Raw genomic sequence first — 14,419 nt, 5'->3', positions numbered from 1 at the left:
TATGAATCTTTCGATTCAAGATGAATTACAACTATTTTCTGAAGAACTGTATCGTCATTTAACCCCTTCTCTTTTGGAAGAACTCGCAAAAGAATTAGGTTTTGTAAAAAGAAAACGAAAGTTTTCTGGAAATGAATTAGCTACCATATGTATTTGGGTAAGTCAACGTACAGCGAGTGACTCGCTTGTTCGACTATGCAGTCAATTACATGCGGCCACAGGCACTCTTATGAGTCCAGAAGGACTCAATAAACGCTTTGATAAAAAAGCGGTTGAATTTTTGAAATATATTTTTTCGGCATTATGGAAAAGTAAAATCTGTGAAACATCGGCCATTTCAAGCGCGGCGCTCACGTATTTTCAACGAATTCGTATTTTAGATGCGACGATTTTCCAAGTACCAAAACATTTAGCCCATGTATATCCTGGATCAGGTGGTTGTGCACAAACAGCGGGTATCAAGATTCAATTAGAATATGACTTACATAGCGGACAGTTTCTAAACTTTCAGATAGGTCCAGGAAAAAATAATGATAAGACCTTTGGAACAGAATGCTTAGACACATTACGTCCAAGCGATTTATGTATCCGTGATTTAGGTTATTTTTCATTAGAAGACTTAGATCAAATGGATCAACGAGGTGCTTATTATATATCCAGATTAAAATTAAACCATACCGTGTATGTAAAAAATCCGTTTCCAGAATACTTTCGAAACGGAACCGTAAAAAAGCAATCACAGTATATCCAAGTTGATTTAGAACATATTATGAACAATTTAAAACCCGGTCAAACATACGAAATAAAAGAAGCTTACATTGGAAAGAATCAAAAACTATTCACACGTGTAATTATCTATCGTTTAACAGACAAACAGATACAGGAACGTAGAAAAAAACAAAGTTACACTGAAAGTAAAAAGGGTATTACATTTTCAGAAAAGAGTAAACGATTAACGGGTATCAACATATATGTCTCAAATACGCCTGAAGGAGTTGTTCCGATGGAACAAATACATGACTTTTACTCCCTTCGCTGGCAAATAGAAATTATTTTTAAAACGTGGAAATCCTTATTTCAAATTCATCATTGGCAAACTATCAAAAAAGAGCGATTAGAATGTCATGTGTATGGAAGACTTATTGCCATCTTTATCTGTTCTTCTACGATGTTTAAGATGCGTAAACTTCTTTTGCAAAAGAACAAAAGAGAATTAAGTGAATATAAAGCCATTGGGATGATTCAAGATCATGTATCGCTGTTATATCAAGCGATACAGAGAAACACCCAAAATCTAACAAAGATTTTAATCCGTTTGTTCGACCTCCTACAGAAGAATGGACGGAAATCTCATCGATATGAGAAGAAAACTATCTTTGATATTATGGGTGTTGTCTATGAGTATAATGGGTTTGGAAAACAAAAGAAAGCTGCATAATTTTTAAAATGAAACTCGTTAGAGTTTATTTGGTGTGTGTACTTTTCAATACCAAAAGTACATTACGTGTTTTTTAGTTTGTTTGAACGAAAGTTCATTTTGTTTTCGTTCTTAAGTTGATGGGCATGTGCTGGTACCCCAATACGCATAATGAAATGCCCCCTTATAATTAACAGAAAAAAGAGATTCTTTTTTCTTTTTGTAATAATTAATAACTTATGTCCTTATTCTAGCATAACTTAAAAGTTATGAAAACGCTAACATATCATTTTCCTAAAGTTTTTATATTTAGAATAGTGTAAATATAAAAAACATTGATTCTATTAGGGATTTCGTGTCATTCCATTATCTTTCACTCTATTTTTATTATACTGCTTCAAAATAAACAGCAATCATTTATTATTTGACAATAATTTAACAATGTAAGAAACCTAAGCGATAACGTATACATATACAGTTATTACTTTACTCAATACTTTAGAGATATATTCTTTTCACACAAAAACAGCTGCTAGCATTTAGCTAGCAGCTGGGTAACTTATAAATAACTTAGAAAATAAATCATCTGTCGTTTCAGTAATTTTATCAAACAGATCACTTTCTTCCGCTTCTTGCTCTTTTAACATCTTAATTGTTTCACGTGCATCTTCAGGGTAATCGGTTATGATACCATCTACGTTTAACTTATAATATGCCTTTAAATTTTCCATATCATTTACTGTCCATACGTAAATTGGTTTGTTTAACTTCCTTGCTTCTTTTACTAATTTCTTATTTAACATATATTCTTCTGCTACGTAAAAGTCAGCCTTCACATTCTTTAAGTTAGCTCTACTTGCATACAGTATATACCCTACTTTTATATCTGGATTTGCACGCTTAAACTCTTTAATAAGTGGATAGTGTAACGTTTGAATTACACATTGCTTCTCAAATTCATTATCTTTAATCGTTTTTAAGACTTTGTTTACAAAATCTTTTTCGCCCCCATGAAGCTTCACTTCTATATTAAGTTTGATTTTGCCATTTGCTAGCTTAATGATTTCATCAAGTGTACTTATTTGTCCTGAAAGTCCATCTTGACTAAGGGTAAGCTGCCTTAACTCAGCCATCGTTAAATCTGACACATGTACATTGGCATTTGCGAGACGTTTCAGCTTCAAATCATGTATAACCGCTAGCTCACCGTCTTTCGTTTGTAATACATCTATTTCAGCGTAGTCTGCTTTTGCATCAATAGCACCTTGCACAGCTTCTTTCGTATTTTCTACGCCTTTTGATATATACCCGCGGTGCGCCATAATAATCGGTTCTTTATACGAATTTGAAATAAACGTTACAATGAAGGCAACGACCATTCCCGCAGTAATAATTCCTACAATGTATACGCCAATGAATTTCCAACGATGTTTTTGGAAGAAACATTTATCTGCTTTCGTTTTCGAATAATCTAATCCTTCTTCTAATAAAACATCCTCAACTGGAACCTTTTGTAAGTATAATCGCGTAATCGCCATAATATAAAATGGCGTCACGATAAAGCTGAATAAATACAATGTACTCGTTAAAAATACAGAAATCGTTGATTCAGCTAATAATGCAAATGTTCCTTTCGGGTTTGTAAATTCATAAACACCCCATAGGCACAATAAATACATTCCTAAAAACACGACATATACAATTCCAATTGAGATAAAAAATCCTACTAAAAAGAATAGTACTTTAAAAAAGCTTTCCTTTACTAAAGTTGCACTTTTACGTGCTGCCACGCGAAATGGTTTTTGCTCTAAAACAACAATAGGTAGAACGAAAATCCATCGAAGATTCAAATACGCGACTACAGCAAAGAACGTGTAATAACCAACTTGTCCCATCGTTGTCTTAAACAGTTCTCCTGTAATAAAGTTAGGAATTTGAATTTGCGGGATTAATGCCGTTTCATATCCCATATTTAAAAGAGGCAACAATACGACAGCATATAAAATAAATCCTGGTAAGCAATATGTGAAAAGAGTAGGTAAATACGTTACCGTTTTATATAAAATCGGACGTAATTTCACCTTCTGTCTTTTATGAGCGAAATACGAAATAATAATAAGCACCGCAAATTCTGTAAAGATAAGAAACAGTGCTAACAATGATAAAATTACGATTGCTAAGATGCCATAAGGCGTCTTTAAAAATGCTAATAATTCATCATTTGTCGCATTTGCATAACCACCAAAATACAATAACTTATTAAAAATAATCCCAAATAGTGGAACAAACACAATCGCTGCTAATAATTTATAAGCAAGTTGAAAAGTTAATACATTCCAAAAGGCAAATTTAACTGTTTGAAAGGAATGTCTCATTACTCCTGGTATAGATAGTTTTTTACGGTGTTGCATATATTCCTCCAAATTCTAAAACGGTATTTGAGATGGATTCCATATTTCCAGTTCTAATCCATCTTTTTAATAATAATATATTCCGCTTAACATGAACACACTTATACATATAATGAAAAAAGTGATGGCTACTTCCCATCACTTTTTCATTTATTCTATTTTTTCTCTAGCCCTTGTCCAAATGCTTTCAAGAAGCTAAAACCGAATGTAATAGCTCTATTGATATCTGGATCTTTTAATACTTTAAAGAAATCCATCACTTTTGTTTTTTTACCACTATTTAATTCATCTGTTGCAAATTGCAATCCTGTAACTAAACTTGACGTAATTTGCTTCGTTATTTCTGGGTCAACTGAAGATAACGCTTCTCCTGCCCCCATCATATTGTTTAACGCATTTTTAACGGGTTCACGATTTAATTGCTCCACAGCGATTTTTGAAACATCTTCCTTCGCAGCAAGTAAACTAATTGCCGCATCTAATATACCAGCCTTCTGCAACTGTGCTAAAAGCTGCATCGTTTCTTCTACTGCTTCACGATTATTAGATAGCTCATTTAGAAGTTCATCTGCTACTTGCTGTTTCTGTTCTTCCTCTGTTACAACTTTCTTTTTAATTACAGTAATTTCTTTCGCCACTATCTCCGCCCCCTAGTCCACAAGTGATACGTATTGTTTTCTTTGCCATTTTTGCTGGATTTCAACACCGTTTTGCGGATTACGCTTTTTATCTCTCGGGTTTGAAGATGGTAACGGACGATTCCCTTTTTCACGTAGTACACGCATCTTTACCATCGTTTGTTTGTACGCTGGTGTACACGTATAAAGATCTGTCGCCGTTCCAGTTAAAATATTGATTGCCTCTTCATTTACCGTTGCATGCATCGGTAAATATAGCTCTTTCCCCGTTACACGATCTGTAACAAGTGCCTGTACTTTAATTTTCCCAAATGGTGATGCTAATTCTACAAGACCACCATCTTTCACATTGCGCTCTAGGGCAAGTTCAGGCGAGATTTCAACGAACACTTCAGATACTTTAGATAAAATACCAGCCGATTTATTCGTCATATTCCCTTCGTGGAAATGTTCTAACATACGACCATTATTTAAAAGTAAATCATACTCATCTGGCGCTACAACTGGTGGTACCCATTCATCTAATGATAGACGAGCTAGTTTATCCGGGAAGTTAAATCCGTCCACATATAATAGCGGTGTATCGCTACCATCATGGCTACCCCAACATAAACTATTCCATCCTTCTAAACGATCGTATGTTGCCTGAGAATATAAAGGTGCAAGCGATGCAATTTCATCCATGATTTCACTTGGACTTTCATAATTCCAGTCCCCGCCAAGCGCACGAGCTACTTTTTGTAAAATCCACCAGTCTGGCTTTGAATCACCAAGCGGCTTCAATACTTCATATAATCTTTGAATACGGCGCTCTGTATTCGTAAATGTTCCCTCTTTTTCTAAGCTTGGTGCTGCCGGTAAAATAACATCAGCAAAACGAGCTGTTTTCGATAAGAACATATCTTGAACAACAAGGAAATCTAAATTTGCTAAAATATGTTGTACATGGTTGGCATTCGAATCTACTAAAGCCATTTCTTCACCCATAACATACATACCACGCAGTTTTCCTTCATCTGCCGCAAGTAACATTGCAATATTATTTAAGCCTGGTGCTTTCGGAATTGTAGTACCGTATGCTTTTTCAAATTTCGCACGGAGCGCATCATCTGAAACCGCTTGGTAACCTGGAAGCCAGTTTGGTAATGTTGCCATATCACAAGCGCCTTGTACGTTATTATGTCCGCGTAATGGGTATGCTCCTGCACCAGGACGACGATAGTTACCTGTAACAAGCAATAGATTTGAAATTGCTGCTGAAGTTGTACTTCCTCCAGTATTTTGCGTTACACCCATTCCCCAAAGTACACAAGTACCATCTGCTTCATATACCATACGAGCCATTTCTTTCAGATTTCCTTTCGAAATCCCCGTAATTTCTTCTGTATAATCAAGCGTATACTTTTCTACCATTTTGCTATATTCATCAAAATTCTTCACATTTTCAGCTATGAACTTTTTATCGTGCCAATCTTGATCAATAATATATTTCGTAATACCAGCGAGCCATACATAATCAGTTCCTTGGCGCGGATGAATGAATAAATCCGCACGCTCTGCCATTTCATGTTTACGAAGGTCCGCCACAATTAATTTTTGGTCATGTAATTTATGAGCACGTTTTACACGCGTTGCAAGTACAGGATGTCCTTCTGTCGGATTTGCTCCAACGATAATGACAAGGCCTGCTTCCGCAATATCTTTCACTGTTCCAGCGTCCCCGCCCATACCGACAGTTTTAAATAAACCGTCTGTTGCTGGAGATTGACAATAACGGGAACAGTTGTCTACATTATTCGTTCCATATATTTGACGGGCTAGTTTTTGCATAAGATAATTTTCTTCATTCGTTACTTTCGAAGAAGAAATAAACCCAAATGCATCACTTCCATATTCTGATTTAATATGCTGCATATTGGATGCAACAACTTCAAGAGCCTCTTCCCATGAAGCTTCAACAAACATATCCCCTTGGCGAATTAATGGCTTTGTAATACGATCTTCACTGTTTACAAAATCCCATCCAAATTTGCCTTTTACACATGTTGAAATACCGTTAACCGGCGCATCTGAAACAGGCTGCACTTTCAAAATGTGGCGGTCTTTCGTCCATACTTCAAATGAACAACCTACACCACAAAATGTACAAACTGTTTTTGTTTTATTCACTTTCGTCTTACGCATCGCAGCCTCTACTTCTGAAACTGCTAAAATACTACTATATCCCGGCTCTACATCCTTTACAAAATCAATCATCGGATCTAACACATCCGGTTTCAATCCTGTCATGAATCCAGCTTCACCTAACATTGATTTCTCCATCAACGCATTACATGGACATACTGTTACACATTGCCCGCAACTTACACAAGATGAGTCATTTATACTTACACCATTGTCCCATATAACACGTGGACGGTCTAAGCTCCAGTCTATCGATATAGTTTCATTCACTTGTAAGTTTTGACATACTTCTACACACTGTCCACAAGCAATACATTGATTTGGATCATATCGATAAAACGGATGTGACATATCCACTTCACACGCACTTACTTTTGGCTCATACGGATATTTCTGTTCCTCAATTCCCATCATATGTACTGTATTGTGGACTTTACAGTTACCATTATTGTTATCACAAACGGTACAATACAGTAGATGATTCTCTAATATTCGATCCATTGCCTCAGTCTGTGCCTCTTTTGCACGCTGGGACTGTCTTTCGATATGCATACCGTTCTCTAATTTCGTTGAACAAGCACGCAATAACTTTCCATTTACTTCTACAATACACGTATCACAAGTTTGAATTGGATCTACTTCTGGTACATGACAAATTTGAGGATGTTCCAAATTACTCTCGTTAAATAATTGTAGTATCGTCTTTTCACCTGATGCAGAAAATTCTTTACCATCGACGGTTACACGGACTGTCTGTTCTGCCATAGTTTCCCCTCTCCTTACAACCAACTGTACAACACAATCATGAATCCGTTTTCAAAATCGCATTACTGTACATATTTTTGAAACGCTCTACCCAAATACTTTCTTATGAAGTCGATTCTAGATGTTATAAGGTATAACTACGAAAGCTTGAAAATATCACTATTCTACAGTTCTATTATATCGTACATATACAATAATAACCAAAATAATCTGTGATCTTCTTGTTAATAGGTGTTTTTATTTTTCCCATTGTTTTATGATAAATGTGGGAGAGAAATACATATAAAAGGGGAATTAAATATGGGGCCTACGCAAGAGACTTATACAATTGTACGTTATCAATCTGGTACATTTTCAAAACAACTGGATGAGATTGTTACAGAATCTCCTATTACTATTAAATTGAATGGTGAAGAATATGTAACAGTCGTATGCACACCAAATTATATTGAAGATATGGTAATTGGTTTTTTAATTTCTGAGGGGATTATTTCTTCCTATAACGATGTTGAAGAACTATGGGTTCAAAAAGATAACGGAATTGTCCATGTAAAATCATCAAAAGTGAATCCGCTCTATCAAACTTTATATAATAAACGATACGTCACTTCTTGCTGCGGAAAAGGTAGACAAGGTTTTATTTTCGTAAACGATGCAGCAAAAGCAAAAGACTTACATGATATACATGTAAAAATTACTCCTGAAGAATGTTTTTACTTAATGAATACGTTACAACAATCTTCCACTACCTTTCGCCAAACCGGCGGTGTTCACAATACCGCGCTCTGTGATCGAAACAAAATCCTCCTATCAAGAATGGATATTGGCAGACATAATGCATTAGATAAAATATATGGTCATTGTTTACGCAACGATATATCTGTTAAAGGAAAAATTATCGCATTTAGCGGACGTATTTCATCTGAAATTTTACTCAAAGTTTCAAAAATCGGATGTGAAATTGTTCTATCTAAATCTGCCCCAACAAAACTAGCATTGCAACTCGCTCACGATTTAGGCATTACAGTCGTAGGATTTATCAGAAATGAATCCTGCAATATTTACACACATCCACATCGAATTGATGGTTATCAATCGAATAACTAAAATAACTCCTCAATTGAGGAGTTATTTTAGTTATGAAAATGTAATATATTAAAGACTTGAATAGTTAATAAAGTTAATATATAATTTCATTACATATTAAAAAACAAAACATTGTAGCATATATCTTTTCATTCTTTTACAAATTAAAAGAGACTGCTAACAAAACACATACACACTCTTATAAAAGTAATGGATTTATTTTATTTGAAATCGACCAAGGAGGTTACAACTATGGAAATTCGCTTATTAACGACAGAGGACGCAGAAATATATTTAAAAGTTTGTATGGAAGGTTTAACGAAGAACCCGGAAGCTTTTAGCTCTTCCTATGAAGATGTTTTGAAACATGAGGATCCTGTAGCTGCTATGGCAAAACGATTAAGCAATCCGGATAAGTATACTCTAGGGGTCTTCAAAGATGATGATTTAATCGGCATTGCTACTTTAGAAACAAAGCCTTTTATTAAACAAGAACATAAAGCAAAAATCGGTTCCGTTTTCGTTTCCCCAAAAGCGCGTGGCCTTGGAGCAGGACGAGCTCTTATTAAAGCAATTATTGAAAATGCCGATAAATTACATGTAGAACAACTTATGCTCGATGTTGTAGTTGGTAACGCTGGTGCCAAAAAATTATATGAATCATTAGGTTTCCAAACTTACGGCGTACAAGAGCGTTCATTAAAACATAACGGTCAATATTGGGACGAGGAACATATGGTTCTGTTCTTAAATGATTAATACTTCAATATAGTTTTCCAAAAGCATCTTTTTATTAAGAAAGATGCTTTTTTCATTACAACAATGTAATCTTCATGTCACCTTTATCGATCGTACCAAACCTTTCCATTCATTATACTAAAAATATAAAGTGAAACTTTACTCAGTGGGGAACTACATCCCACGCTGATCGCATGTACTTGATATGTAGAGGAGAATGTGACATGAAACAAAACAAACGAGCTATGCTTTTAATATTTACTACAGCAATTGTAACTTCTGGATTAGCAATTTTACCTTGGTTTATTATATGAACACTCCCCCTAACAATGAAAAAAGCTGATTGCTTCTTAAGAAGCAATCAGCTTTTTTTATATTATAAAATCCCCAAAATTTTATTTACGCAACTTATAATAATAACCATAGATACGGCAACGCACATGACAACCGTATTACGATCTTGCTTTTCTTTTTTTGAAATTTCTTCTTTTGAATTCATGTGTATGATCTCCTTTTAAAAAAAGTGTGAGATAGGAAATTTTTCTTATCCGATGCGAGGTGAATACGAAAACCCTCTCTATCTCACATACACAATAGAATGGAATTGTCATTTTATAAATAAAATGACATGACGTTATGTCGCAACATAGGGTATTTTGTGTCGCTACGTTTTCTATTATAAAAAATAGTTGTGCAAAACTAGTGCATTTTTTATGTCAATTACTCTGAGCGAAAAAATCAGCCCTCCATTCAATCACATAAAAAGAGTTTTTTATTATTTTCATGTAAACTATACAAGTAGAATGAACAGTTTGGGGTGCACAAGATTATGGTAAAAATTTTATTAGTAGACGATGAAGAACGTATGTTACGATTATTAGATCTGTTCTTAAGCCCTCGCGGCTATTTTTGTATGAAAGCTACCTCTGGCCTTGAAGCACTAAAATTAATCGAACAAAAAGAATTCGATATTATTTTATTAGATGTTATGATGCCAAGTATGGATGGATGGGATACTTGCTATCAAATTCGTCAAATTTCCAACGTTCCTATCATTATGTTAACAGCTCGCAACCAAAACTACGATATGGTGAAAGGCCTCACGATGGGCGCAGATGATTATATTACAAAACCATTTGATGAGCATGTATTAGTCGCACGAATCGAGGCTATATTACGCCGTACAAAAAAAGATGGCTTTGTTAGTTTCAATGGTATTGAGTGGGATAAAACGAAACATACTGTCACAGTTTATGATGAAAAAATCTCATTAACTCCTATCGAATTTTCGTTACTCGGACTATTTTTACAAAATACAAACCGTGCTTATAGCCGAGATGATTTAATCGAAAAAATTTGGGGCTATGAAACAGATATCGAATATAGAACAATTGATTCACACATTCGTAATATCCGTGATAAACTACGCAAAAAAGGATTTCCTATTGAAGATTACCTAGAAACGGTCTATAAAGTCGGATATAAATGGAAAAGTGAATAATTACTTCGGTCAGTGGGAAATCGTATACCACTGACTCTTTATTATGAATAAGGTATGGTGAAAAAATGAGTAAACTTTCCCTTAAAATTGGGACATACTTTTTAATATTAGCTTTATGTATTGAAACAATTGCTTTCGTATCTTTTTATAAAAGCCTTTCAAAAATGCGTATTGTAGAGGAAACAGATGCTCTTTTAGAGAAAGGTAATCGCTATAGTAAAAAAATTAAAAGCCGCGAGAGACGGGATGAATATTATAAAGAAATGAAACACGCTGAACATAATAAAAATCCTAAACGTCCTGTGTACCCTGAGTTCGATATTACGAATGAGGCTGCACACTTAGTTGAATCGGAATCAATTTCTAACTCCGATATAGCTATCATTATTACTGACCATAACGGCAAAATTATTTCCACCTCAGAACCCGTAACAAAAGATATGCAAAAACAACTTACTTGTAAAACAGAAACTGTCCCAGACGGCGGATTGGTCGTTGAAAGGAACTGGAAAAAATCAAAGTTCATCACAACAGTAAGCCCACTTAACACAACAAAGTTTCAAGGAAAGCTATATATGTTATTAAAAACATCTTTCCTAGAAAATATGTTACTTAAACTCATGAACCAATTTCTTATCATTAGCGTTTTAACAATTATTTTAACAACAATTTCTGTCTTTGTTTTTTCACGCGTTATTACAGAACCACTTGTAAAAATGAAGAGAGCTACAGAAAAAATGTCAAAATTAAACAAGCCAATTCAATTAGGTATTAAACGAAATGATGAACTCGGAAGTTTAGCAAAAACAATTGAAGATTTATCGAGTGAACTTACGTATATGAAAAAAGAGCGCAATGAATTTCTCGCTAGTGTCGCTCATGAACTATTAACTCCATTGACCTATATGAAAGGTTATGCGAAGGTAGCAAAGAGAGACTCTTTAACAAAAGAGGAGCGAGAAGAATACTTACAAATTATTGAGGATGAAACGGATAGTGTAACCGATCTCGTCCAAGATTTATTTATGCTTGTACAATTAGAACAACACCAATTTGTTATAAAAAAACAAAAAGTGCTTCTTCAGCCATTTTTAGAACGAATGGTAGAAAAAACAAAAACAACATTAACAAATAAGCAAATGCAACTTCATGTATATTGCAAAGATGATTTAGAAGTTTGTATAGACGAAAGACGTATGGAACAAGTTATGTTAAATTTATTACACAACGCTTATCAACATTCGCCAGAAAACACAGCCATTACGATACGTGTACTCATGGAAACAGATTCTTTTACAATAAGTGTACAAGATGAAGGTGAAGGTATTCCTGAAGAAGATATCCCGCATATATTTGACCGTTTTTATCGTGTCGATAAATCTAGAACACGAGCTACAGGCGGAAAAGGTATCGGGCTAGCTGTTGCAAAGGAAATTGTAGAATTGCATAACGGTTCTATTCTAGTAACAAGCCAATTAGGAGCGGGAACAAACTTTATAATCGAGCTACCTTTTGAATAATATGCGTGTGAAAACACCAGTAGCAGTAAACACTACTGGTGTTATTTTGTTCATAAAAACAGCTCATATAAGCTAAGCTTTTGAAATTATTCTTATTTCAATATAAAATAAAGGTACATTTGCAAAGATTTGGAGGGTGATATAATTGGATATCCATGTATTAACAAAAGACGAAGCAGAAATTTACTTAGAACTTCGCGTAGAAGGATTAAAGCAAAACCCTGAAGCATTCAGCTCTTCTTATGAAGATATTATTAATAAAGAGTGTGCGATTGAATATAAAGCACAAAAATTAGCACAAGATGAAAACTATACGCTAGGTGCATTTAAAGATGGAAAATTAATCGGGGTTGCAACACTGGAAACGAAACCATATGTAAAACAAGAACATAAAGCTAAAATCGGTTCTGTATATGTATCTCCAAAAGCGCGCGGACTTGGAGCAGGAAAAGCACTTATTAAAGAATGTCTTGAGCTTGCTAAATCTTTAGAAGTAGAACAAGTTATGCTTGATGTTGTTGTTGGCAACGATGGAGCGAAAAAACTTTATGAATCATTAGGTTTTAAAACATTCGGTGTACAAGAACGTTCATTAAAATATAACGGACAATATTGGGACGAAGAGCATATGGTCTTATTCTTAGATGAAAATAAATAATAAAAAACATCCTCATGTTTGGAGGATGTTTTTTACTTTCTTGTAAACCATGCCGTGTGTAATAATTGAATCGCTTTCGCAATTTCTTCCTCTGATAATATCGCAAACCCAAGTAAAACTACATTCTCAGGCGCCGTACCGTCTTTATAGTACGTAGACACAGGATATATTTTGATACTATGTTTCGCAGCTTCTTGAATTAATTCTTCTTCCCGCATTCTATTATGCACTTTTAATAAAATGTGTAATCCCGAATCTTCTCCTATCACTTCAACACGATTAGAGAAATATTTCTCTATTTCAAAAACAAGTCGATCTCTCTTCTTTCGGTAGACGACACGCATTTTATGAATATGTTTTTCCCAATAGCCTTCATTTAAAAATCTTCTAATCACTTCTTGGTCCATTCTTGAAACACTTTGTGTATAAAATAAATATTGCTGTTGATACTTTTTAATTAATTTCTTCGGCAACACCATATAGCTCATCCGTAGCGATGGTAATAATGCTTTAGATAGCGTCCCCATATAAATAACTTTCCCCTCTGTATCTAACCCTTGCAGCGCCGGTATAGGCTTTCCAGAATAGCGAAATTCACTATCATAATCATCTTCAATAATATACCTGCTCTCTTCTTTCTTGGCCCATTGTAAAAGCTGCATCCTTCTCGTAATAGGCATAATCATTCCATACGGAAACTGATGGGAAGGTGTAACAAATACAACATTCGCATTGCTATTTTCTAAATCCGCAATACAAATTCCATCTCTATCTAAAGATAACATTTGGACTCTTGCTTCTCCCTGTTCAAAAACAACCATCTTTCTATGATACCCTGGGTTTTCAACTGCATAATTGCTTCCCTTTAACAATTGAAACAATAGTTTCACTAATATTTGTGTTCCCGCTCCTAATACAATTTGACTAGCTGAACAACGTACACCTCTAGATTCATACAAATAATTCGTAATCTCTTCTCTTAAGCTCGCTTCTCCTTGAGGGTGTCCTAGAAAGAGAAGTTCGTTATTATGCGGCTGCCATATTTCATTTACAATTTTCCGATACATATTGAATGGAAAAGCATTTGTATCAATTCCTGTTTGTGTAAAATCAAATTTATAACTCTTCTCCTGAAACGGTACTTCTTCTATTCTATCTCCGCTATCCTCTATATGAACCATTTGCTCAATCTTGCATACAAAATAACCTTTTCTCGATATCGACTCAATATAACCTTCTGCCAGTAATTGTTCGTACGCTGCCTCTACTGTATTTTTACTTACTTGTAAATGTATCGCTAACTTTCGCTTAGCCGGTAATTTCGTAAAAGGGACAATCGATCCATCTTTAATTTCTTTTTTTATATACTCATACAATTGCACATACAATGCCTTTTTACTATTCATATTTAAATTAGGCGTTAATTCTAACATAATATCTGACCCCTTAATAAAACTAAAATCTGATACTTTTTACAGTACCAGAAGTTATATATAATTCC

11 protein-coding genes are annotated in these 14,419 nt (G+C 34.6%); 6 read left to right on the top strand and 5 right to left on the bottom strand.

Going from position 1 to position 14,419, the window contains the following annotated elements; genetic code table 11:
* Position 1 precedes the first annotated feature (1 nt).
* Positions 2–1,438, top strand: coding sequence for an IS4 family transposase (locus ACX9TM_RS03120; RefSeq protein ID WP_001053964.1), 1,437 nt, complete (start codon positions 2–4; stop codon positions 1,436–1,438).
* Positions 1,439–1,956: 518 nt separating this feature from the next.
* On the opposite strand, the gene ACX9TM_RS03115 is transcribed toward ACX9TM_RS03120, so the two are convergent.
* The 3 genes from ACX9TM_RS03115 to fdhF form a co-directional block, all read right to left on the bottom strand.
* Positions 1,957–3,828 (bottom strand): glycerophosphodiester phosphodiesterase, encoded by a 1,872-nt coding sequence (locus ACX9TM_RS03115; RefSeq protein WP_001164717.1) that lies wholly within the window; start codon positions 3,826–3,828, stop codon positions 1,957–1,959.
* A gap of 155 nt (positions 3,829–3,983) precedes the next feature.
* Positions 3,984–4,466, bottom strand: coding sequence for a helical membrane plugin domain-containing protein (locus tag ACX9TM_RS03110; protein WP_001040540.1), 483 nt, complete (start codon positions 4,464–4,466; stop codon positions 3,984–3,986).
* Positions 4,467–4,478: 12 nt separating this feature from the next.
* Complete coding sequence (gene fdhF, locus ACX9TM_RS03105) at positions 4,479–7,415, bottom strand: formate dehydrogenase subunit alpha (RefSeq protein ID WP_065381806.1); 2,937 nt, start codon at positions 7,413–7,415, stop codon at positions 4,479–4,481.
* Between the two features lie 300 nt (positions 7,416–7,715).
* Here fdhF and fdhD point away from each other — a divergent pair, with 300 nt between their 5' ends.
* Together fdhD and ACX9TM_RS03095 are read left to right on the top strand one after the other, a co-directional pair.
* Positions 7,716–8,522: a formate dehydrogenase accessory sulfurtransferase FdhD gene (gene fdhD / locus ACX9TM_RS03100; protein ID WP_000529239.1), complete on the top strand. Its 807-nt coding sequence runs from the start codon at positions 7,716–7,718 to the stop codon at positions 8,520–8,522.
* A gap of 231 nt (positions 8,523–8,753) precedes the next feature.
* Positions 8,754–9,260: a GNAT family N-acetyltransferase gene (locus ACX9TM_RS03095; RefSeq protein WP_000405868.1), complete on the top strand. Its 507-nt coding sequence runs from the start codon at positions 8,754–8,756 to the stop codon at positions 9,258–9,260.
* 355 nt (positions 9,261–9,615) lie between these two features.
* On the opposite strand, the gene ACX9TM_RS03090 is transcribed toward ACX9TM_RS03095, so the two are convergent.
* A complete protein-coding gene (locus ACX9TM_RS03090; protein WP_001085006.1) occupies positions 9,616–9,738 on the bottom strand; it encodes a hypothetical protein in 123 nt (40 codons plus the stop codon).
* 330 nt (positions 9,739–10,068) lie between these two features.
* On the opposite strand from ACX9TM_RS03090, the gene ACX9TM_RS03085 reads away from it, so the two are divergent.
* From ACX9TM_RS03085 to ACX9TM_RS03075, 3 genes are all read left to right on the top strand, one after another.
* Positions 10,069–10,740: a response regulator transcription factor gene (locus ACX9TM_RS03085; protein WP_000238957.1), complete on the top strand. Its 672-nt coding sequence runs from the start codon at positions 10,069–10,071 to the stop codon at positions 10,738–10,740.
* 65 nt (positions 10,741–10,805) lie between these two features.
* Entirely contained in the window at positions 10,806–12,260 is a 1,455-nt protein-coding gene (locus ACX9TM_RS03080; RefSeq protein WP_000041022.1) for a HAMP domain-containing sensor histidine kinase, read from the top strand.
* A 145-nt stretch (positions 12,261–12,405) separates the two neighbouring features.
* Positions 12,406–12,918 (top strand): GNAT family N-acetyltransferase, encoded by a 513-nt coding sequence (locus ACX9TM_RS03075; RefSeq protein ID WP_000351212.1) that lies wholly within the window; start codon positions 12,406–12,408, stop codon positions 12,916–12,918.
* A gap of 32 nt (positions 12,919–12,950) precedes the next feature.
* Here the strand turns inward: ACX9TM_RS03075 and pdxR are convergent, their stop codons facing one another.
* A complete protein-coding gene (pdxR, locus tag ACX9TM_RS03070) occupies positions 12,951–14,351 on the bottom strand; it encodes a MocR-like pyridoxine biosynthesis transcription factor PdxR (protein WP_033696475.1) in 1,401 nt (466 codons plus the stop codon).
* Between the last annotated feature and the right edge of the window lie 68 nt (positions 14,352–14,419).

The sequence above is a fragment of the Bacillus sp. LH1 genome, assembly GCF_057924895.1.
This window is presented reverse-complemented; position numbering and strand designations above follow the sequence as displayed.